This is a genomic window from Provencibacterium massiliense (assembly GCF_900169495.1).
In the GTDB taxonomy this organism is placed as follows: Bacteria; Bacillota; Clostridia; order Oscillospirales; family Ruminococcaceae; genus Harryflintia; species Harryflintia acetispora.
Window position 1 is genome coordinate 155,292 of record NZ_FWCH01000012.1, and the last position, 21,284, is coordinate 176,575.

General features: G+C 61.8%; 18 protein-coding genes. 15 read left to right on the forward strand and 3 right to left on the reverse strand.

Annotated elements, in window-relative coordinates:
- The first annotated feature begins 623 nt into the window (after nt 1-623).
- The 7 genes from B5477_RS05790 (at nt 624) to B5477_RS05815 (ending at nt 8,567) form a co-directional block, all read left to right on the forward strand.
- Nucleotides 624-1,322 carry a DUF6062 family protein gene (locus B5477_RS05790; protein WP_079698817.1) on the forward strand — a complete coding sequence of 233 codons (699 nt, stop codon included), beginning with the start codon at nt 624-626 and terminating at the stop codon, nt 1,320-1,322.
- 400 nt (nt 1,323-1,722) lie between these two features.
- A complete protein-coding gene (locus B5477_RS05795) occupies nt 1,723-2,007 on the forward strand; it encodes a hypothetical protein (protein ID WP_079698818.1) in 285 nt (94 codons plus the stop codon).
- Between the two features lie 131 nt (nt 2,008-2,138).
- Nucleotides 2,139-2,906 carry a 23S rRNA (guanosine(2251)-2'-O)-methyltransferase RlmB gene (gene rlmB / locus B5477_RS05800; protein ID WP_079698819.1) on the forward strand — a complete coding sequence of 256 codons (768 nt, stop codon included), beginning with the start codon at nt 2,139-2,141 and terminating at the stop codon, nt 2,904-2,906.
- A 37-nt stretch (nt 2,907-2,943) separates the two neighbouring features.
- Nucleotides 2,944-4,113, forward strand: a complete 1,170-nt coding sequence (locus B5477_RS05805; protein WP_079698820.1) for a hypothetical protein — start codon at nt 2,944-2,946, stop codon at nt 4,111-4,113.
- A gap of 76 nt (nt 4,114-4,189) precedes the next feature.
- Complete coding sequence (locus B5477_RS15025; RefSeq protein ID WP_159448948.1) at nt 4,190-6,214, forward strand: hypothetical protein; 2,025 nt, start codon at nt 4,190-4,192, stop codon at nt 6,212-6,214.
- Nucleotides 6,215-6,302: 88 nt separating this feature from the next.
- Nucleotides 6,303-7,091: a biotin--[acetyl-CoA-carboxylase] ligase gene (locus B5477_RS05810; RefSeq protein WP_159448949.1), complete on the forward strand. Its 789-nt coding sequence runs from the start codon at nt 6,303-6,305 to the stop codon at nt 7,089-7,091.
- A gap of 234 nt (nt 7,092-7,325) precedes the next feature.
- Nucleotides 7,326-8,567 (forward strand): hypothetical protein, encoded by a 1,242-nt coding sequence (locus B5477_RS05815; protein WP_079698822.1) that lies wholly within the window; start codon nt 7,326-7,328, stop codon nt 8,565-8,567.
- A 57-nt stretch (nt 8,568-8,624) separates the two neighbouring features.
- Here the strand turns inward: B5477_RS05815 and serS are convergent, their stop codons facing one another.
- Nucleotides 8,625-9,908 (reverse strand): serine--tRNA ligase, encoded by a 1,284-nt coding sequence (serS, locus tag B5477_RS05820; RefSeq protein ID WP_079698823.1) that lies wholly within the window; start codon nt 9,906-9,908, stop codon nt 8,625-8,627.
- Between the two features lie 393 nt (nt 9,909-10,301).
- On the opposite strand from serS, the gene B5477_RS05825 reads away from it, so the two are divergent.
- A complete protein-coding gene (locus B5477_RS05825; RefSeq protein ID WP_079698824.1) occupies nt 10,302-10,853 on the forward strand; it encodes a TetR/AcrR family transcriptional regulator C-terminal domain-containing protein in 552 nt (183 codons plus the stop codon).
- A 133-nt stretch (nt 10,854-10,986) separates the two neighbouring features.
- A complete protein-coding gene (gene fucO / locus B5477_RS05830) occupies nt 10,987-12,135 on the forward strand; it encodes a lactaldehyde reductase (RefSeq protein ID WP_079698825.1) in 1,149 nt (382 codons plus the stop codon).
- Nucleotides 12,136-12,188: 53 nt separating this feature from the next.
- Here fucO and B5477_RS05835 read toward each other — a convergent pair whose 3' ends face one another.
- The gene (locus tag B5477_RS05835) at nt 12,189-12,896 is read right to left on the reverse strand and encodes an alpha/beta hydrolase (RefSeq protein ID WP_341455980.1); all 708 of its coding nucleotides are present in this window, start codon (nt 12,894-12,896) and stop codon (nt 12,189-12,191) included.
- 197 nt (nt 12,897-13,093) lie between these two features.
- Between B5477_RS05835 and B5477_RS05840 the strand changes: the two genes are divergently transcribed.
- From B5477_RS05840 to rpsR, 6 genes are all read left to right on the forward strand, one after another.
- Nucleotides 13,094-13,516 (forward strand): MarR family winged helix-turn-helix transcriptional regulator, encoded by a 423-nt coding sequence (locus B5477_RS05840; protein ID WP_079698826.1) that lies wholly within the window; start codon nt 13,094-13,096, stop codon nt 13,514-13,516.
- A gap of 121 nt (nt 13,517-13,637) precedes the next feature.
- The gene (locus tag B5477_RS05845) at nt 13,638-15,617 is read left to right on the forward strand and encodes an MATE family efflux transporter (protein WP_079698827.1); all 1,980 of its coding nucleotides are present in this window, start codon (nt 13,638-13,640) and stop codon (nt 15,615-15,617) included.
- Nucleotides 15,618-15,795: 178 nt separating this feature from the next.
- Nucleotides 15,796-17,604 carry a peptidoglycan DD-metalloendopeptidase family protein gene (locus B5477_RS05850; protein ID WP_079698828.1) on the forward strand — a complete coding sequence of 603 codons (1,809 nt, stop codon included), beginning with the start codon at nt 15,796-15,798 and terminating at the stop codon, nt 17,602-17,604.
- A gap of 160 nt (nt 17,605-17,764) precedes the next feature.
- The gene (rpsF, locus tag B5477_RS05855) at nt 17,765-18,130 is read left to right on the forward strand and encodes a 30S ribosomal protein S6 (protein WP_341455981.1); all 366 of its coding nucleotides are present in this window, start codon (nt 17,765-17,767) and stop codon (nt 18,128-18,130) included.
- A gap of 30 nt (nt 18,131-18,160) precedes the next feature.
- Entirely contained in the window at nt 18,161-18,616 is a 456-nt protein-coding gene (locus B5477_RS05860; RefSeq protein WP_079698830.1) for a single-stranded DNA-binding protein, read from the forward strand.
- A gap of 41 nt (nt 18,617-18,657) precedes the next feature.
- Nucleotides 18,658-18,900, forward strand: coding sequence for a 30S ribosomal protein S18 (gene rpsR / locus B5477_RS05865; protein WP_079698831.1), 243 nt, complete (start codon nt 18,658-18,660; stop codon nt 18,898-18,900).
- A 119-nt stretch (nt 18,901-19,019) separates the two neighbouring features.
- Here the strand turns inward: rpsR and B5477_RS15405 are convergent, their stop codons facing one another.
- Nucleotides 19,020-21,035: an Ig-like domain-containing protein gene (locus B5477_RS15405; RefSeq protein WP_079698832.1), complete on the reverse strand. Its 2,016-nt coding sequence runs from the start codon at nt 21,033-21,035 to the stop codon at nt 19,020-19,022.
- Nucleotides 21,036-21,284: the final 249 nt, after the last annotated feature.

Here is a 21,284-nt window from a genome sequence, read left to right on the forward strand (position 1 = left end):
TCTGAGGGTTCTATCGGATTATATCATAAATGTGGTATAATAGCCACATCGTGGCTATTATACATCTTTACGGCCGCGGCGATCCGCGCCTGCCGGCGCTGCCGCCAATGGCCAATTATACCACTTGCGCTTCGCGCTCGTGGTATAATAGCCACATCGTGGCTATTATACATCTTTACGGCCGCGGCGATCCGCGCCTGCCGGCGCTGCCGCCAATGGCCAATTATACCACTTGCGCTTTGCGCTCGTGGTATAATAGCCACATCGTGGCTATTATACATCTTTACGGCCGCGGCGATCCGCGCCTGCCGGCGCTGCCGCCAATGGCCAATTATATCACTTGCGCTTCGCGCTCGTGGTATAATAGCCACATCGTGGCTATTATACATCTTTTACGGCCGCGGCGATCCGCGCCTGCCGGCGCTGCCGCCAATGGCCAATTATATCACTTGCGCTTCGCACTCGTGATATAATAGCCACATCGTGGCTATTATACATCTTTACGGCCGCGGCGATCCGCGCCTGCCGGCGCTGCCGCCAATGGCCAATTATATCACTTACGCTTCGCGCTCGTGATATAATAGCCACATCGTTACTATTATACGCTTTAGGAGGGAACGGCTTTGAAGGATACCATCTACACCATCCCGGTCAGCGAGGTGTTCGAGCCCAAGGAAGGCTGCCCGCTCTGCCGCATGCGGGACACGCTGGAGGAGCGGTGCCTGGAGTACATCATGGGCGCGGCCATGATGGAGCCGGACGTGCGCCAGGACACCAACCGCCAGGGCTTTTGTACCGACCACTTCCGGATGATGCTCACAAGGAAGAACCGCCTGAGCCTGGGGCTCATGCTCCAGTCCCACCTCGACTATATCCGCCAGGAGGTCGTCGGGGCCAAGGCGCCCATCCTGGGCAAGGACAAGCGCCTGGAAAAAGCCAGGGAGGTCGACGAAGGGTGCTATGTCTGCGCGCGGATCGACTGGGCGATGGAGCGCATGCTCGACACCATCCTCGGGTTGTGGCAGAAGGAGGAGGCCTTTCGCACGCTCTTCTCCCAGCAGGAGTGCATCTGCTTCCCGCACTACCGCCTGCTCGCGCAGAAGGCGCAGGAAAAGCTGCCAAAGAAGGCGCTGCCCGGCTTCCTGGAGGTGGCCGGCGGCCTTACCCTGGGCCGGCTGGAGGCGCTCAAGGAGGACGTCGACCGCTTCTGCAACCTCTTCGACTACCGCAACGCGGCCCCCGGGCCGATCCCGGAGGAGGTCCGCTCCTCGATCGAGCGCTCGATCTCCTATCTTTGCGCGCGTCAGATCGGTGACAAGTAGGGATTACTTTTAGTATGAAAATTTTTTCGACAAGACTCGCGCATAATTATTCGTGAAATGTATAATTTTTGTAAAGCGCGTGAGAATGGGGAGTTTCCACACTTTCCACCGAGTTTTCCACAACGGGTTTCGCATAAAACCGAACGGGCTGTGGAAAAGTCCGTTTTACCATTGGTATATTGCCCGCGCGCGGCGATGCATTTTTTGCGGCGGTATACCGAATATTCCCGGAAGGCGGGAAGGAATATCCACAAGATTTTGTGGAAGGAAAACTGTCAATCCCTGTATTTGGGGATTGTATGAATATTGGATGGTTTGGTGAATAACGGTGCATACCCCTGGCGGTGGCTGCCAACAATAATGGCAAAGACGAAAAACTGGCGATAAGGGGTGTTATGCAGTGATCAGAGGGACCAATAAGAGGATCATCGAAATCAATGGCGAGGACGGCAGCTGCTTCGAGCGGATCGTGCTCTTTTTAAAGCCGGAGCAGGACGAGGTGAGCGAGGAGCGCATGCTGCGCATGGCGGAGGACTACGCCGACGGGCTGCTGCGCTCGCACGGTGCGGTGTCCATGCTCGCACCCCGGCGCGGCAGGAGATGGGGCTGGCGCAAGCTGGGCGCTCTGGCGCTGGCACTGCTGGGGGTGTGCGGGGTGGTCGTGCTGTGTGTGGCGCTGCTCTGAGCCGCCGGCCGATTTCGCGCCTAAGCGGCAAATTACGCATTGTAATATTGTGGCAGACTGTGCTATAATAGCCATAAGTGGCTATTATACGGTTTTTATGGCCGCAACGCGACGGAAAGGTGGACATTCGCATGGCGGATCAGAGGGAAGGCGGCGCTTACGAGCGCCAGTATGTGGTCGGGCGCAACCCGGTGTTGGAGCTGCTGCGCTCCGGGCACGAGGCGGATACCCTCTACCTGCAGCAGGGCGAGGCGCAGGGCAGCCTGCGCCTGATCATCGCGCTGGCGCAGGAGCGAAAGATCCCCATCAAGCGCGTCAACGACCAGAAGCTCTCGGCCATCGCCGGGGGCGCGTCCCACCAGGGGGTGGCGGCGGCCCTGCCGGGCCACCCGTACGCCACGATGGAGGACGTCTGGGCCAAGGCGGGGGACGAGCCGCTCTTTTTGATCGTCGCCGATGAGATCGAGGATCCGCACAACCTCGGCGCCATCATCCGCACCGCCGAGGCCGCGGGCGCGCACGGGGTACTTATCCCCAGCCGCCGCTCGGTCTCGCTCACGCCGGTGGTCGCCAAGTGCGCCGCGGGCGCGCTGGAATATATGCCGGTGGTCCGGGTCACCAACCTGGTGTCGGCCATCCGGGAGCTCAAGGAGCGCGGCGTGTGGGTTTATGCCGCGGATATGGACGGAGAGGATTACCGCGCCTGCAATATGGATGGCGCGGCCGCATTGGTCATAGGCTCGGAGGGACGGGGCGTTGGCCGGCTGGTGAAGGAAAGCTGCGACAAGGTCGTGTCGCTGCCGATGTACGGCCGGACCAATTCGCTCAATGCCTCGGTTGCCGGGGGGATTTTGATGTATGAGATCGCGCGGCAGCGCAGCGCTGCAAAGAGGGGCTAGCCTCCAGCGCGGTCGACTCAAAAGGGGAACTTGAGAAATGAACGGAAACTACGATATCGACGCGATCCTCGAAGAGGTAAGGCGCAAGCGGGAACAGGAGCGCATGCAGGCGTATGACGGCCGCGCGCCCTATCCGCCGGAGAATGCGCCGCAGGGCTATGCGCCGCCGCGTGCGGCCCCGCGGGAGAGCTATCCGCAAAATGATAACTGGCGGCAGGAGGACTATGCCCCCCGCCGCGCGCAATATGAGCAGCCGCGGGAGGAGTATCCGCCGCGGCGCTACGAGCAATATGAGGAGCCCAGGCGGGAGGACTACGCCCCGCGCCAGGGCCGGGGTTACGACGAGCCGCGCTATGAGCAGCGCGGATATGAGCCGGAGCGGCGAAAGCCGCCCCGGGAGGAATACCGCCCCTACCGGGAGGAGTACCGCGCCTCCTATCCGCCCACCCCACGCGGGAACGCGGGATATGAGGAGTCCTATCCGGCGCGCGGCTATGCCCCGGAGGAAAGGGCGCCGCGCCAGGGGGGCTTCCAGTTTAGCTCCACCCAGAACACCACCGACTTTGCGCCGCCCGTCCCGAGTGCCCCGGGGGGTTACCGCGCTCCGGCCCCGTCGCGGGAGAGCTATCGCCCGGCGGCGCCGGCGCCCCGGGAGGAATACCCGCCGCGCCAGTATGAGCAGCCCTACGACGAGCCCGGGCGCTACCAGCCCGATCAGGGCTCCTATTCCCAGCAGGGTGGCTACGGCCAAAACAGCCGTTATCAGGGCTATCAGCCCGAGCCATATAATCCGCCGGCGGCGCCCCGGCAAAATTATCCGCCGCAGACGCCGCAGTTTTCCGCCGCCCCGTCGAGTCCCTCCGCGGCTCCCGCCACCCGGCGCACCCCAAAGCCCTCGATGGACGACCTGCTGCAAAACTTCGGGGAAGGGGTAGGGCTCGGCAAGGGGATCGACCCCGAGCGCCCGCCCATTCAGCCGCGGCGCAGCGCGCCGATCGTCGGCGCGCCGGTGGTTTCCCCGGCGCCCGAGATGGAGACGCTTTCCTCCCCGGTGGTGGGCGTTCCGGTCTATACCCCGCCCATCCCCTGTGCGCCGGCCTTCGATCCGGCCCCCGCCTCGCCGCGGGAGGCCGGCCTTCGATCCGGCCCCCGCCTCGCCGCGGGAGGGCGGCTATCAGGCGCCGTCCGCGGCTCCTGGCAATTTTAATTTTAACATCACCCAGCCGACGGGGGAGTTTAATCCCCCGTCGCAGGGCTCTTTTTCCGGGAGCGCCGGCGCGCCGGTGAGCGCCCCGGTCATGGCCCCGCCCGCCGAGAGCGAGCCGGTAAGCCAGCCGGTTTATACCCCGCCGCCCGAGGCGACCACGGTGGTGCCCCCGGTGAACGAGGCGGCGTCTGATTTCTCCGTGCCGCAGACGGCGGGGCAATCCCCCTTCGCGCCGCCGGCGGATGAGGCGACCAAGCTGCTCGGCGGGGAGGAGCCGCTCCCCCAGCTTCCGGTGGAGCATCTGCCGCTCGACCCGGAGGACTTCCAGGACGACGTGGACTACGACGAGCACGGCACGCCCGCCGACACGCTTAGCAGCGAGGAGGAGCGCGGGGCCATCCGCGCGGACATCAAGCGCGCGCAGATGGGCCTTCGGGTGCGCTTCGCACTGACCACGGCCGCCTTCGTGGGGCTTCTTTACCTCGCGTTTTCCTTCATCTCCAAGGCCTTCCCGCTGCCGCCGATCATGCTGCCCGAAAATCCGGACACGGTGCGGATGTTCATGATCGTCAACGTGGCGGTGGTCGCGATCACCATGCTGATCAACAGCTCGACCATCGGCGGGGGACTGGTGAGCATGTTCACCTTCAAGGCGGACAACGATTCGCTCATCTCGCTCGCCATGATCGCGGCGATGGCCCAGGGCGTGGCCCTGGTCGTCACCCCTTCCGCCGCTTCAGAGGTCGGGGTCCAGCTCTACTACTGCGTGCCGGTGCTGGGGCTGCTCTTCAACATCGTCGGCAAAATGATGATGATGTCCCGCATCGAGCGCAACAGCCGCCTGGTCTGCTCGGACCAGGAGAAATACGTCATGCGCACCATCAAGAGCCCGGACTTTGCGCGCGAGCTCTCCCGGGGCCTGCCGCTCGACCTGCCCGAGATCACCTACTCGGTCAAGACCAAGTACGTCTCCGGCTTCCTGGAGGCGTCCTACGCGCAGGACTATGCCGAGAGCATCAACCGCGTGCTGGTGATCATCTGCCTGCTCGCATCGATCGCCGTGTCGGTGATCAGCTACTTTGTGGGCGGCAGCCTCTACGTTTCCCTCACGGTGCTCAGCGGCCTGCTGGCCGTCTGCGCGCCCTTCACCTCCACCATGGTTGGGAACATGCCGATGCTGCGCGCGGCCAAGAAGCTCACCAAGGCCGGGACCGTCATCGCGGGCTACCCGGTGGTCGAGGAGTACAACTCCGTCAAGGCGGTCACCTTCAAGGCCAAGGAGCTCTTCCCGCCCGACAGCATTACCCTAAGCTCGATGAAGGTTTTCCAGGAGAGCCTGATCGAGCAGGCGATTCTCGACGCGTGCAGCGTCATCTGCGCGACCGATTCGCCACTGGCCCCCATCTTCCAGGGGATGCTCGGTGGGAACAGCAAGATCCTCAAGGAGGCCGAGAACATCGTCTTCGAGGATTCGATGGGCCTCTCCGCCTGGGTGGACGGCAAGCGTGTGCTGATCGGCAACGCGCAGCTGATGCAAAACCATGGGGTGAGCACCCCCTCGAAGGACTATGAGGAGCGCTACGTCGGGGAGGGGAAGGACATTCTCTACCTCTCGAACTCCGGCGAGCTGATCGCGATGTTCGCCCTGTCCTATGGCAGCGACAAGCGGGTGGCCCCGGTGCTGCGCGAGCTCTCCGAGCGCGGGGTGGCGCTGATCGTCCACTCCACCGACCCGAACATCACGCCGGGAAAATTGTCTATGCTCTACAGCTATCCCGAGCATTTCATCAGGATCGTGCCCGCCAGCCTGCACGCCGACTACGAGCGGGTGATGGCCCCGCGCGGGCGCGCCCATGCGTCGATCGTCTACTCCGGCTCGATCATGACCATGCTGCGGGCGCTGGGGATCATCCCGCGGATCAAGTCGGCGGTGACCATCGGCACCGCGGTGCAGCTGCTTTCCACCGTGATCGGCTATGCGATCATCACCTTCTTCGCCTTCTTCGCGGGAATGGCGAACATCACCTTCACCCTGCTGCTGTGCTATCAGCTGGTCTGGACGGTGCTGGTGGTGCTCCTGTCCAATCTGCGCAGGATTTAATCAAACTGAAAAAAGCACCCGCTTCCTCTTGGAAGCGGGTGCTTTTTTCGCTATAATAAGGGGAGACTCTGCGAAGGAGGGGAACGCCGTGCTGCAGCGCGAAAAGCTCGTTTCGGCCCTGAAGGGTGATTTTTTTAAAGGAAACCTGGTTCTGCTCGAGGAGGCCGCCTCGACCAACCTGACGCTAAAGGAGCTGGCGGCGAAGGGCGCGCCCGAGGGCACCGCCGTTTTCTGCGAGCGGCAGAGCGCCGGGCGCGGGCGGCTCGGGCGCAGCTTCCATTCCCCGGCGGGCGAGGGGATTTACCTGAGCGTTCTGCTGCGCCCAAGGGGGGAGCTCACGCAGGCGGCGGCGCTGACCTCCCTGGCGGGGGTCTGCGTGGCGCAGGCGATCGAGGACGTCTGCGGCCTTGCCCCGGGGATCAAGTGGGTCAACGACGTGCAGGTCGGCGGCAAAAAGGTCTGCGGGATTCTGATCGAGTCGGTGATCGAAAACGGGGTCCCTGCCTGGCTGGTGTTGGGGATCGGGATCAACGTCAATAATGATCCTTCCGCCTTCCCGCCCGAGCTGCAGGAGGTGGCCACCTCGCTTCGGGCCGAGGCGGGGCAGCCCTTCGAGCGGGAACGTTTGGCCGCGGCGCTGCTGGACCGGCTGGAGGAAAGCTACCGGGGATTCCCGCAAAACCTGCCCCTGATCCGGCAGGAGTGCCGCCGCCGGATGGTCACCCTCGGCCAGCGGGTGGTGATCCGCTCACAGGAGGAGTGCGGGGTTTTCCTGGCCGAGGACATCGACGAGCAGTTCGGGCTGATCGTGCGCGACGCGAACGGGGAGCGGCAGACCCTGCGCTCGGGCGAGGTGAGCGTACGCATGGCGCCATAGGCGCCGGGAAAATAGCCCCAAGAAAAAAGACCGTAAGCATAGATAGCTTGCGGTCTCGTTTTCATTTCTTTTCGCGCAGGGGTGGAACAAAATTCCCAACCACTGACATTCTTTTCCTAATTATATCCTCTTTTGGCGAAAAAAGCAAGGAAATCCAGCGCTTTTTGCCTCTTGCCCTCTGAAGAGCGGCCGCAAGCTATCTATACTAGCGGTCTTATTCAGAAGGTGAATTCTATGAAAAAACGGTGGGTTTTGGCGGCGCTGGCTTTTTTCCTGGCGGCCGGCGTCCCGGCGGGGGCGGCGGACGATGGGGTAACGGTCACGGTGCGGGACGGCTATGCCTGCGACTACGGGGTCAATATCCCCTTTACCCGCTCTTCGGGGACGGTCGACTACACCTTTTCCCTCTTTGAGGGGGCCTATCCTTCCGGCGCGCCCGAAGTGACGGCGGCGGTGGAGGTTACCCCCACCTCGCCGGTAAATGTCTACCTGCCGCTTCGCTACGACCCGGCCGGGCCGAGCACCTGGACGCTCAAGGTCACTGCCCACGCGGCGCCCGGGCGGGCGGCGTTCGACCGGGAGGCGACGGCTGTCAAGAGCTTTACCACCACGCCCACCTGCGGCTGCCCCGCCGGGACGGCGGGGGCCTACTATGCGGGGGACGGGAGTGTGCAAAGCCCCTTCCGGGTGAGCGCCAGGGAGCAGCTCGACCATGTGGAAAACCATCTCTCCGCAAGTTTCTTGCAGGTGAACGACATCGACTGCGGCGGGAGCTTCGCGTCGGTCAGCAACTTTCGCGGAACCTACGACGGCGGCTGGCACCGGATCAGGGGGTTAAACGAGCCCGTGTTTGCGCAGCTCACCGGCGCGACCGTCCAGCGCCTCGGGATCGAGGACTCCACCGCGCTCTTCTCCCCCTACCGGGAAACACAGGGCAGAAACTCCGGCGCTTTGGCTTCCACGCTCGACGGCAGCATTATCCGCGACTGCTACGCGCTCAACTGCTCCGTCAGCGGCTATCAGGCCGGCGGGCTGGTCGGCTGGTTTAATTCGAGCACCATTGAACGCTGCTACGCCTTGGGAGTCGAGGCGGTGTCCTGCGGTTATCCCGGCGGGCTGGTCTCCCGCTCGGACGGCAGGCTGCAAATCACGGATTGCTACGCGGTACCGGCTTCCCTTGCTTCGACGGAGTTCGGCACATCCGCCCTGTTCGGAGAGACCACCGGCGGCGCTGTTGCGCTCAGCAAGTCCTACTGGTGCACCTCGGCCGTCTCCAACGGCGTTGGAGAAGCGTTCCGGGGCGGAAGCATATCGGTCGATTCCTACTCCAGGGGCTACCCCCTCGAGGGCTTCTCCTCGCTCGGGAACTTCACCGGCTTCGACGAGGCAAACTGGACCATCCGCAGCATGGCCGTCAACACCGCCAGCGGCAGCGTGACGGCCGGGGTGCCGGTGCTGCGAAAATTCTACGAGTAGGGTTTCCGTTAAAAAGGTGCCCCGCCATTCTGGCGGGGCACCTTTTTAAAGAATCTTCTATTTCCCGATAAACTCCTTGCCGCCCATGTACATGCGCAGCGGCTGCGGGATGGCGATGGTGCCGTCGGCCTGGAGATTGTTCTCCAGGAATGCGATTAGCATACGCGGCGGGGCCACCACCGTGTTGTTGAGGGTGTGGGCGAAGTAGTTCTTCCCCTCCTTGCTGCGGATCCGGATCCCCAGCCTGCGCGCCTGTGCATCCCCTAAGTTGGAGCAGCTGCCCACCTCGAAATATTTCTTCTGGCGCGGGCTCCAGGCCTCGACGTCGATCGACTTGACCTTTAAGTCGGCCAGGTCCCCCGAGCAGCACTCCAGCGTGCGCACCGGGATGTCCATCGAGCGGAAGAAATCGACGGTATTGTTATAGAGTCTTACGAACCAGTCCTTGCTCTCCTCGGGCTTACAGACCACGATCATCTCCTGCTTCTCGAACTGGTGGATCCGGTAGACGCCCCGCTCTTCGATCCCGTGGGCGCCCACCTCCTTGCGGAAGCAGGGCGAATAGCTCGTCAGCGTCTGGGGCAGGGCGTCCTCCTCCAGGATGGTGTCGATGAACTTGCCGATCATCGAGTGCTCGCTGGTACCGATGAGATAGAGGTCCTCGCCCTCGATCTTGTACATCATGTTTTCCATTTCCGCGAAGCTCATCACGCCGGTGACCACGTTCGAGCGGATCATGAACGGCGGGACGTAGTAGGTGAAGCCACGGTCAATCATGAAGTCCCGCGCGTAGGAGAGGATGGCCGAGTGGAGCCGCGCGATGTCCCCGCACAGGTAATAGAACCCGTTGCCGCTGGTCTTGCGCGCCGAGTCGAGGTCGATCCCGCGCAGGCTCTCCATGATGTCCACATGGTAGGGCACCTCGAAGTCGGGCACCTTCGGCTCACCGAAGCGCTCGACCTCGACGTTCTCGCTGTCGTCTTTCCCGATGGGCACGCTCTCGTCGATGATGTTGGGGATGACGAGCATGCGCTTGCGGATTTCGGCGGTGAGCTCCTCCTCGAGGCGCTCGGTCTCCTCGAGCTCCTGGGCGATGGCGGCGACCTTTTCCTTGGTCCGCTCGGCCTCCTCCTTTTGCCCCTTGCCCATCAGCATGCCGATCTCCTTGCTGATGGATTTGCGCTGGCTGCGCAGGTTGTCGCATTTGCCCTTCGCCTCGCGGAAGCGCTTGTCCATCTCGACGACCTCGTCCACCAGGATCAGCTTCTCGTCCTGGAACTTCTTTTTGATGTTCTCCTTGACCAGCTCGGGATTGGTGCGCAATAGATTGATATCCAGCATTTTCTAGTCCTCCCTTATTTTCTTACAAAATGAAAAGAGTCCCCGACCCATACACCGTATGGGACGAAAGACTCCGCGTTGCCACCCAAATTGCGGGCCGAAAGCCCGCCGCTCGTTGGTACGATAAGGGGTACCGCCCCTCCGGCTCGTCGCCGGCCGCTCGGGAAGTGGATAAGCCGTCTCTCCCGCCGGTTCGCACCCGCCACCGGCTCTCTGTTTGGAAGGGATGGGGCCATAGCTTCCTTCAAACGCATTTGCCCTGATTCTGTTAGGATTGGGAACTGTTCCCTATTATATACAATTTTCCCGCGGGTTGCAAGCAAAATGGATGAATCCGCCTTCAAAATATGATAAAATAATCCCAACAGGGATCAATCGTAAGGAGGCGGCTGCATGAAGGAGCAGGACAAGACGAAATACGAGTTGGCCAGGGCGATCAAGACGCTGATGGAGCACGCCGAACTCGACAGGATCACCGTCAAGGATATCTGCGCGCAGTGCGGCCTGTCGCGCCAGACCTTCTACCGCAATTTTAAGGACAAATATGACCTGGTCAACTGGTACTTCGAGCGGCTGGCGCAAAAATCTTTTAAGCAGATGGGGGTCAGCTATACCCTGCGCGAGGGGCTGCTCAAAAAGTTTTGCTTCATCAAGGCCGAGCGCAGCTTCTTCGCCCAGGCCTTCAAGTCACGGGACTGCAACTCCATCCTGGCCTACGACTACGAGAGTATTTTATCCCTCTACACCGGGATCATCACGAGAAAGACCGGCCGCCCGCTCGAGGGGGACGTTCGCTTCCTGCTCGAGATGTACTGCAAGGGCTCGATCGACATGACCGTCAAGTGGGCCACCACCGGTATGCGGCAGCCTCCCGAGGAGATCGTCGATCTGCTCATCGAGGCCATGCCCGAGCGGCTGCGGCTGCTGCTCAGCGATCTGCAATAGTTACACCTTGGCCCGGTTGTCACAAAAGTGACAGCCGGGCCAATTTGTCACTTGCAGCCGGGTTTTTATATTGTTATTATTTTATCAGAACCTGAGGATTTCCTTAAAAATATAAGAAACGGAGTGGTTATTTATGGTCAATCGGTTTATACTCAATGAAACCTCCTATCACGGCGCGGGCGCGATCCAGAGCATCGCCCCCGAGGTCAAGGGCCGGGGGCTCAAGAAGGCCTTCGTCTGCTCCGACCCGGATCTGCTCCGGTTCGGCGTCACCCAGAAGGTGACCGCGGTGCTCGAGGAAGCGGACCTGCCCTACGAGCTCTATAGCGACATCAAGCCGAACCCGACCATCGAGAACGTCCAGTCGGGGGTCGCCGCCTGCAAGGCCTGCGGGGCGGATTATATCATCGCCATCGGCGGCGGCTCCTCGATGGACACCGCCAAGGCGGTCGGGATCATCGTCACCAATCCCGAGTACGCCGATGTGCGCAGCCTCGAGGGGGCCGTCGAGACCAAGAATAAGTGCCTGCCGATCATCGCCGTGCCGACCACCGCGGGCACCGCGGCCGAGGTCACCATCAACTATGTCATCACCGACGCCCAGAAGAACCGCAAGTTCGTCTGCGTCGACCCGCATGACATCCCGGTGGTTGCCGTCGTCGATCCGGACATGATGTCCAGCATGCCGAAGGGCCTGACCGCCTCGACCGGCATGGACGCGCTCACCCACGCGATCGAGGGGTACATCACCGCCGGGGCCTGGGAGCTTTCGGACATGTTCCACCTCAAGGCGATCGAGATCATCGCCCGCTCGCTGCGCGGGGCGGTGGAGAATACCAAGGAGGGCCGCGAGGGGATGGCGCTCGGCCAGTACGTCGCGGGCATGGGCTTCTCGAACGTGGGACTGGGGATCGTGCATTCGATGGCCCATCCGCTCGGCGCGCTCTACGACACCCCGCACGGGATCGCCAACGCGATCATCCTGCCGACCGTGATGGAGTATAATGCCCCCGCCACCGGGGAAAAGTACCGCGACATCGCCAAGGCGATGGGGGTCGAGGGGACCGAGACGATGAGCGTCGAGGAGTACCGCAAGGCCGCTGTGGACGCGGTGCGGAATTTAGCCGCCGACGTGGGGATCCCGCAGAACCTTCGCGAAATCGTGAAGAAGGAGGACGTGCAGTTCCTCGCCGAGTCCGCCTATGCCGACGCCTGCCGCCCGGGCAATCCGCGCGAGACCAGCGTCGAGGAGATCAAGGAGCTCTACCTCTCCCTCCTTTAAAAAAGACAGAAGAAATCCCCAAGGACCGCGGTCCTTGGGGATTTTGCCGTTATTTAGAGATTTCTCTTTAACCAGCCTTCATAGTAGGCGAGCTGCCCGGGGGTGTGGAAGTAGTGCCCGCCGCCCTTGAGGACGTCCAGCTTGCAATGAAAGCGCTCCGCGAAGGCCTGAATGTCCCCGCGGCCGCTCATGTCGTCCTCGCTGCCGCACAAAATAGCGGTGGGCGCGTCCCAGCGGGTGACGGGGTGCTCTGAGACATAGCGGTAATAGTCCCAGTAGAGCGTCTGCCCGATGGGGGTGGGGATTTCGCCCTCGGCGCGCAGCCGCCCGGGCGTGACGTGAAACTGCGCCATCATCCCCTCGATGATTTTTTGCATGTCGACGACGGGGGAGAGGAAGAGGCAGCGCTCCAGCGGCAGGCCTTGGCAGGCGAGCAGGCCGAAATAGGCCCCCATGCTGCAGCCGAAGAGGCCGACGCGCTTCCAGCGCTCCCGCGCGTAGCGCAGCACCCCGCACAGCTCCCAAACACAGGTCTGCACCTTGCAGGGGGTGACCTCCTCCCTGCGCGCCCCGTGCCCGGGCAAATCGAAGCTCAGTACCTGGCAGCCCTTCCCGGCGGCATGTTCGGCGAGCAGCCGGATAGGGGTGTCCGTCTTGCTCGAAAAATTTCCGTGGACGGCGACGATGACCTCCTCTTGCCCCTCGCCCCAGAGGGCGGCGGGAAGGGCGCCAATGGTAAATTCCGTTTGGATCAGCTGCATAGCAAAATACTCCGTTCCGCCCGCTCGCGGGCCTGATAATCCCCAGTTTACGGCCTGCGCGCGGCGTTGTCAACCGGCCCGCAAAATTTCTATGGGCAGGAAGAAAAAGGGTTGACAATCAAAAAAGCGGTGATATAATTAAAATAGTTTAATTAAATATATTTAATTAAAAAGTTGAAAGTAAAAGGAGAGAGGTCATGCTCGAGGAACTATGGGGGAAGCTGTACGACAAGATCACGCTCAGTTATTATAAAAACCTTTTTCGGGAGCCGGAGTCGGGCTACACGTCGCTCAGCTCGCTGGAAGGCAGCTGCCTGGAGGTGATCTACCTGCTGGGCAAGCCGACGGTGAGCCAGTTTGCGTCCTTTTGCCGGATGTCCCTGCCCAACGCGACCTACCGGGTGAACAGCCTGGTCAAGAAGGGGTATCTCCAAAAGGAGAGCTCGCAGAAGGACAAGCGGGAGACCCATCTTTTGGTGACCGAGAAATTTATGAAATATTACTGCATCAACGACCGGTACATGGACCAGGTGGAGCAGGGGATCCGGGAGCGCTTCAGCTCCGACGAGCTCGCCCAGCTCGACCGGATGCTGCGGGTCATTGTGGAGGAAATTCTTTAGAACAGGAGAGGTGGTTTGAAAGTAAACTTTCAAACAGGGAGTTTCATCCCTTTGCCGCTGCTGGCGGCAATTTCGCACGGCGAAACCGGGACGAAACGTCCAGAGAGGAGTAGTTATTCAAGTGAATTCAAACGAAATCCTGCACGGGAACATTACAAAAACCTTTTTTAAATACGTTTCGGCCAACGTCTTCAGCATGATCGCCATGTCGGTCTATTTCCTGGCGGACACCTTCTTCGTGGCCAACGGCGTGGGCGCGCAGGGGCTGGTGGCGCTCAATCTGGCGCTGCCCGCCTACGGGCTGATCAGCGGCGTGGGGCTGATGATCGGCACCGGCGGCGCCACCCTATACGCCATCTCGCTGGGCGCGGGGGAGCGCGAGCAGGGCAACCGGCTGTTTACCCAATCCCTGGTGATCTCGGTGGGCTTCGGCTTCCTTTACATGGTTGTCATGCTGGCGCTGCTCGACCCGTTCTGCCGCATGCTCGGCGCCTCGGGCGAGGTGCTGCCCATGACCAAGGAATACGTGCGCACCATCCTCTTCTTCTCCTGCGCCTTCATCGCGGACAACATCGTCTGCAACTTCGTGCGCAACGACGGCGCGCCGCGGCTGGCGAGCATTGCGCTGGTGGTGGGGAGCCTGGCGAACATCGTGCTGGACTACGTGTTTATCTTCCCGCTGGGGTTGGGGATGTTCGGCGCGGCGCTGGCGACCGGCACCTCGCCGGTGATCAGCGTGCTGATCTGCTCGATCCACTTCCTGCGGGGGAAAAACAACTTTAAGCTCGAGCGCTGTCGCTTCTCGCCCCGCCAGCTCGGGCGGATCATAATCACCGGCTTCCCGGCGTTTGTCAACGAGATGTCGATCAGCACCGTGATCTTGGTCTTCAACATGATGATCCTGCGCCTGGCGGGGGACATCGGGGTGGCGGCCTACGGGATCGTGCAGAACATCGTCACCGTCTGCAACGCCATCTTCACCGGGATCGGGCAGGGCGCCCAGCCGGTGATCAGCCAGAACTACGGCGCGCGCAACCAGGCCAGGGTGAAGAAGGCGCTGCGCCTGGCCTGCTCCTTTGCCCTCATCGTGGGGGCCGCCGTCTACCTGTGCTGCGCCCTCTTCGCGCGGCCGCTCGCCGGGGCCTTCAACCAGGCGGGCACGCCGGGGCTGACCGAGCTGACGATGCGGGGGATGCGCCTTTACTTCCTGGCCTTCTTCTTTTTGGGGCTCAACATCGTGTTCACCCTCTTTTTCGCATCCATCTCGCGGCCGAAGCCCTCGCTGGCGCTGTCGGTGCTGCGCGGGTATATCGCCATCCTGCCGACCGTGCTGATTCTGCCGCGCGCGCTGGGGCTGGACGGCGTCTGGCTCTCCTCGCCGGTGGCCGAGGCGATCACCCTGCTGGTGGCGTCCATCTGCGTGCTGCGCTTCTTTAAAGGCGATCCCGAGATGAACGCGCCGGAAAGCGATGAGGAGTACCGCTTCGTACCCTACTCGAGGCGCCATCTCAAGGAATGCGCCGAGATCGTGGCACAGACCTGGGACTTCACCGAGGGCTTTTGCGGCCTGCGCCGCCCCGGGCTGCTGTATGAGTACTATGTGCGCGACTGCGTGATCCCCTCCGAGCACACCGACGTCATCCTGGACCGGGAGGGGCATGTCATGGGGCTGCTCTTCGGCGGAAACGAAAAGGCGTCGCCCATGACGCGGCTTTGCTGGAAGCTGAAAAACCGCTGGATGCGCTTTACCCGTTGGCTCCACCTCTGTCTGGGGCATTTCGGCGGGCGCAAGGCGGCGCTGGCGGCGCTGCGGGGCCTCAAGGAGCACGACCGGATGGGGGAGGACACCGACGAAGAATTCGACAGCGAGATCAACCTCTTCATCCTCAGCCCCGAGGTGCGGGGCAAGGGACTGGGCAGGCGGCTGATGGACCGCTACATCGATTTTTGTAAGGGACGCGGCCTGCACAGCTCATTTTTGTGGACCACCACCAACTGCACCTACAGCTTCTACGAGCGGTACGGCTACCAGCTCTATCGCAACAATCAGGGGGCGCTGGGAAACGGCGAGGACCTGATGATCTACTACCTGCGCTACTGAACGTGCAAACCGGCCGCCCGGGGTTTCCCGGACGGCCGGTTTTTTGTGGGTAGATGTGAAGGTTCCATGAAAAACGGGGTAAAAACGTTTACAAACCTTGTATTTTCCCATATAATAGAATAGTATGCCAATTTATGTGGTTTTTTAAAAGAAGTCAAAGCCGGGGAGGTGAAGGACAGTGAAGGAACGCAGGCGCGCGCGGCCCGAGCAGCACGACCCGCTGCTGCTGGGGCAGGAGGACAAGCAGGGCGGCGCCCCGGGGGACGGGGGGAGCGCGCTTTGGCAGGCGCTCTCGGACTGTCTTTCGATCCTCTTCCTGCTTGGCTATGCCGTTTGCTACAGCGTGGGGCAGATGTCGATCTACCGCATGCGCCGCATCCACCGCCGCCTGCTGCGGGTGCGCGCTTACCTGTACGCCTCGCTGCGCCGCCAGCACGAGCAGAACCGCCGTGCGCTGCACCTGGCCAGCCGGGAGTGGCTGCGGCCCCTGCGCCAGTTCCTCTTGATTTTCACCTATCTGCGCAGCGCGCGGCAGCCGCTGCGCGAGGAGGACCGCCTCCCCACCGGCACGGTGGTGCGGGTGGTGGGCGGAAGGCTCCTGCACGCCTTCTGGCGGCTGCTCGTCACGCTCTTTAATATCCTCGCGCCCATCGCGGCCATCTGGTTTTTGGTACATACCGTGCAGTACTACACCTCGTTGCGCTACGGGCTGATGGTGGAGTACAACGGAGAGCAGCTCGGGATCATCGACAGTGAGGCGCGCTTCGACGAGGCGGAGGAGCTGATGCGCGAGCGCATCATCCACGAGGAATACCAGAGCCCCAACGACACCATCCCCCGCTTTACGCTGCAAATTATGGGGGATGAGGAGTACCTCGACACCCAGGAGCTGGCGGACAAGCTCATCCGCCTGTCCGGCAACGACCTGTTCGAGGCCTACGGGGTCTATATCGACGGGCGCTTCATCGGCGCGATGGCCGACTGCGACTGGCTGCTCTCCGAGCTGGATCAGCGTCTGACGCTGGGCTACAGCGACCCGGAGACCGAGTCGGTGCGCTTTAGCCGCAGCTTCCAGGTGCGCCGCGGGCTCTATCCGGTCAGCTCGACTGTCGGCACGCAGGACATCTTCAGCCTGCTCGACTCCGAGGTGGCCGCCGAGCGGCGCTACACCGTGCAGGCGGGCGACATGCCGATCAACATCGCGAGGCACAACGGGATCTCCCTCGAGGAGCTCGAGCGGCTCAACCCCGGCGTGACCGAGAGCCTGATGCCCGGCGACAGCCTGCTCATCTCGGGGCGGGTGCCCTACCTGCGTCTGCTGAGCGTGCGCAGCGAGACGCTGCGGGAGGAGATTCCCTACACCACCAACCGCGAGGTGGACAACGACGAGCTGATCGGCTATTTTAGCGTGGTCACCGACGGCGAGCCGGGGCTGCGCGAGGTCGTCTCGAATGTGACCTATCTCGACGGGGAGCAGCTCTCCAGCGAGGTGGTCTCCAGCCGGATCATCAGAAACCCGGTGCCGCAGCACATCATCGTGGGCGGCAAGCGCCCCAGCGCCGAAATGCTGGGGGAAAACGACATCGTCGAGGACCTCGACGGCGGGATGTTCATGTGGCCGGTGGACGGCGGGAAGATCACCATGCCGATCTGGGGCTATGCGGGCCACACCGGGAACGACATCACCGCGATTCCCGCGGGCACCACCATCCGCGCGGCGGCGACCGGCACGGTCATCTATTCGGGCTATACCGCCTGGGGCTACGGGCGGCATATCATCATCGACCACGGCAACGGGATCCAGACCCTCTATGCCCACAACAGCCGCAACACCGTCCAGGTGGGCGATGAGGTGGTGCAGGGGCAGAAGATCGGCGAGGTCGGCCAGACCGGCAACGCCTATGGCAACCACTGCCACTTTGAGATCCGCAAAAACGGGCAGTACCTCGACGCGCGCGATTATATCGGCGCCGTCTGCCCGCGCTGACCGCAGTGGGAAAGTTGGAAAGAAAACTTGACGGAAAATCTTGACTTTCGGACGTGCCTTTGCTATAATTTATCTGTTGTACTGTGCTCTTAACGGGCGCGGTGCCATCCTTGCCCTGTACGCCAGATACAGGGCCAAAGTCCAAAAGGAGGTGTTTTACATGGCAAAACTAATGCAGAGCTATGAAACGATCATGGTGCTCAGTCCCAAATTGGGGGAGGAAGGCATCAAGGAGATGATCGAGCGTTTCACCAAGATCATCGAGGAGAACGGTACCATTGATTCGGTCGATGACTGGGGCATGCGCCGCCTGGCGTATGAGATCAAGGATCAGACCGAGGGGTACTACTACCTGATCAACTTCACCAGCGTTCCGTCCTTCCCGTCCGAGCTGGACCGCCGCTACAAGATCACCGACGGTGTCCTGCGCACCCTCATCGTGGCGAAGGAGCCTGAGTCTGAGAAGGCGAAGGAGAAGAAGCCCGAGGAGAAGAAGGCAGACAGCGAACCGGCGAGCGAGGAATAAGCTTGCCGCACAAGGCGCAGGAGGTTCAACATGATTAACAAAGCGATTCTCGTAGGAAGACTGACGGCGGATCCCGAGCTGCGTTCGACCCAGTCGGGCCTCTCGGTGGTGTCCTTTACCGTGGCCATTGACCGCAGATACTCCAATGGCGGCGAGCGTCAGGCCGATTTCATCAATTGCGTCGCATGGCGCCAGACGGCCGAATTCATCTCGAAGTACTTTAACAAAGGCAAGCTCATCGGGGTGGAAGGGTCGATCCAGACGAGAAATTATGAGGATAAGCAGGGCAACAAGCGCACCGCCGTCGAGGTGGTCGTGGACAACGCCAGCTTCATCGGCTCCAAGGCCGAAAACGGTGGCGGCTCTCCCTCCTACACGAATTTCGATGCGCCAGCCAGTCAGCCCGCCGCGCAGCCGGTCTCTTACCAGAGCGGCAGCGTGGATGATTTCCAGGAGATCACCAGTGATGAGGATCTGCCGTTCTAAGTGGGAACGGGGTCAAAACCTGTAGTAAGGAGGATTCAGCCATGGCTATGGATAGAGAAAGAGGCAGAGGCAGAAAGGGCAGACGTAAGGTTTGCGCGTTCTGTGTGGATAAGGTCGAGAACATCGACTACAAGGACGTCGCCAAGCTGCGCCGGTTTATGTCCGAGCGTGCGAAGATCATGCCCCGCCGTGTGGTCGGCACCTGTGCGCGCCATCAGCGCCAGCTGACGGTCGCCATCAAGCGTGCCCGTCACATCGGTCTGCTGCCGTTTGTCAGCGACTAAGAGATTCATTAAACAGGAGCCCCCGGTGGAATCGCCGGGGGCTCCTTTCTGTGCGAGAAAAGCTGCCGGGCGCTTCGCAGTATTGCGAAGCGCCCGGCAATCGGTTTTGGAGGATGTCGTTATTTGCGGGAGAGCAGGCCGTCGCTGATGACGACGGTGTCGCCCTTTTGGGTGGCAAAGTGCAGGAAGCCGTTGGCGTCGACAAAATACTGCGGATTGTCGATCAGGCTGTAGGAGTTGGAGGCGGGGTCATAGCTGTAGAACCTGAGGTTTTCGACCTTCATGCTCTCCAGGTTTACCCGTACCGCGGCCTGGATTTCCATCCCGAAGCTGCCGGCCTGGCTAAACTTGACAAACCGGCACTCGTTTCTGAAATACTTGTCGAACAGGGTGCGCGCCTTCGCATCGTCCGTCTTGGCGCCGAGCTTGATGTCCCCTCCCAGATTGGCGGCCTGTGCCGCGTCGATGTAGAGCCGGGCCTGGATTTTGCCGCCGACGGTCGAATCCGCCAGCAGGCGTACCTGCTCGCCGCCCGCCTTCTTGGCGGCCTTCAGCATGTCCTCAAAGACCTTCGGGCTGGCCGAAAGAGCGTTCTTGATTACCACGTCCGCGGATTTCTGATCGTTCTTCAGCGCGGCGGCGACCGCCTTGCTGGTCTGGCTGGCGACGGTGGAAGAGGTCAGGGCCTTGCCGGCCACCGAGGAGGAAGCTCTGGAGTTGTTGGCATAGGGATTGCCGGTGTTGCCCCAGACATTGCCGCTGCCGCCGCCCCCGCCGTGGCTGGACCCGGAGGAACCACCCGGCGTGGGCTGCGGTTCCGGATCGGGAGCGGGTTCCGGGTCGGGGGTCGGTTCGGGCTCCGGCTCGGGTTCGTTATCTCCCACGGCCACCGCGCAGCTGCCGTGCTTGCCGCCCGCCGTGGCGGCGATGGTGGTGGTCCCGTCCTTGAGGGCGGTCACCACGCCATTGTCGTCAACCGAAGCGACCGCATCGTCGCTGGAGGACCAGCTGACCGACGGGGACTCGGCCTCCTCGGGATTCATTTTCACGGTAGCCGTGAGCTCGGCCGATTCGCCGATGGTGAGCTTCAGGGTCACGGGGGAGACCTTCACCTCGGCGACGGACGGCTCCTCAGGCTCCACGGGCGGGGTGTAGCTCTCGCGGGTCACGGTGACGGTTTCGAGCTTGAGCAGCTGGAGATCAGACGAGGAGCTGCCCTTGTACCAGTCGATGTCCAGGACCCAGGACTTCTCCTCGGTCAGCCCGGCGACGGTGTTGTCGCTGCCCCTGAGCGCGACGGGGAAGTAATGCAGCAGCCCCTGGCTAGTCGCGCCGGTGGGCGGGTCGGCATCCTCGAGCTTGACGATCTCGCCGCCGATCTTAACGGCGGTGGCGTCCTGGGGCTTCTCGATCAGCAGGTCGACGTAGACGCTGTCGGCGTCCGCCCCGAGGTCTACGTTCGGGTCCTGATCGCCCGGCCAGGTGATCTCCTCGCCGTAGGCGAAGCGCGCAGTGCCCTCGCCGGTCTGCAGGGTGATCCCCTCGACGGTGGTGTTATACTGCGAAAGCCTGTCGGCGGGCACCTTGGTGCGGACCGAAGCGTCGGTGCTGCCCTCGCCGGAATATGCCGCACGGGTCACTGTGACCATCTCGGTGGACTTGAGCGTGTAGCCGCCGGACGAACCGGTGAACCATTTGACCGTCACTTCCCATGTCTTGCCCTCGGCGTAGGCGTAGTTTTGGCTGTCGATCGTCTGCCCGACGGGGAAGTATTTTAGCATCCCGGTGGGGGTGGTGCCGTTGGCGCTGTCGTCCAGCGCGACCGGCTCGCCGTCGATCTCGACGGCGGTTACATCGTCGGACGGACGGGTGATGAGCAGGTCGGCGTAGATCGTGCTCTTGACCCCGCCCAGGTCGGTGTTCGGGGTCTGGGTCGGCCAGGTGATGGAGTCCTCGTAGGAATAGGTGATCTTCCCGGCCTCTTTTTCAAATTTCACGCCAGTGACGATGGTATTGTGCTGGCTCAGCCGGTCGGCCGGGACTGCGGCCGCCTCGGCGTCCGCGGCGCCGCCACCCAGGGCGGTGCCCAGCGCCATGCTGCATGCCAGCAAGAGCGCCAGCATTTTTTTCTTCATAATGATCTCTCCTTTTTCTTTATCTACCCAACCGCTTGGCGGTCCGATATCCCTGCCGCGTGACTAAATCTACAGCTTTGGCAAGCCAGATACTGGAGAGGAAACATGTGAATCTGCACAAAAAAAGTCGCCTGCCCGTAGATCAGGCAAGCGGCAAATTCTGTTTTGGAAAATAAAAGGGGATAAATTCATACATTATATATAAATAATTTAAAAAAGATAATATGTGTACTATTAATTATGCACATA

Excerpts from the sequence above, each read along its gene's own strand:
- B5477_RS05815 (WP_079698822.1), top strand. The coding sequence starts at position 7,326 with ATGAAAAAACGGTGGGTTTTGGCGGCGCTGGCTTTTTTCCTGGCGGCC.
- B5477_RS05835 (WP_341455980.1), bottom strand. The coding sequence starts at position 12,896 with ATGCAGCTGATCCAAACGGAATTTACCATTGGCGCCCTTCCCGCCGCC.
- B5477_RS05860 (WP_079698830.1), top strand. The coding sequence starts at position 18,161 with ATGATTAACAAAGCGATTCTCGTAGGAAGACTGACGGCGGATCCCGAG.
- B5477_RS05825 (WP_079698824.1), top strand. The coding sequence starts at position 10,302 with ATGAAGGAGCAGGACAAGACGAAATACGAGTTGGCCAGGGCGATCAAG.
- fucO (WP_079698825.1), top strand. The coding sequence starts at position 10,987 with ATGGTCAATCGGTTTATACTCAATGAAACCTCCTATCACGGCGCGGGC.
- B5477_RS05805 (WP_079698820.1), top strand. The coding sequence starts at position 2,944 with ATGAACGGAAACTACGATATCGACGCGATCCTCGAAGAGGTAAGGCGC.
- serS (WP_079698823.1), bottom strand. The coding sequence starts at position 9,908 with ATGCTGGATATCAATCTATTGCGCACCAATCCCGAGCTGGTCAAGGAG.
- B5477_RS05840 (WP_079698826.1), top strand. The coding sequence starts at position 13,094 with ATGCTCGAGGAACTATGGGGGAAGCTGTACGACAAGATCACGCTCAGT.
- rpsR (WP_079698831.1), top strand. The coding sequence starts at position 18,658 with ATGGCTATGGATAGAGAAAGAGGCAGAGGCAGAAAGGGCAGACGTAAG.
- rlmB (WP_079698819.1), top strand. The coding sequence starts at position 2,139 with ATGGCGGATCAGAGGGAAGGCGGCGCTTACGAGCGCCAGTATGTGGTC.
- rpsF (WP_341455981.1), top strand. The coding sequence starts at position 17,765 with ATGGCAAAACTAATGCAGAGCTATGAAACGATCATGGTGCTCAGTCCC.
- B5477_RS15405 (WP_079698832.1), bottom strand. The coding sequence starts at position 21,035 with ATGAAGAAAAAAATGCTGGCGCTCTTGCTGGCATGCAGCATGGCGCTG.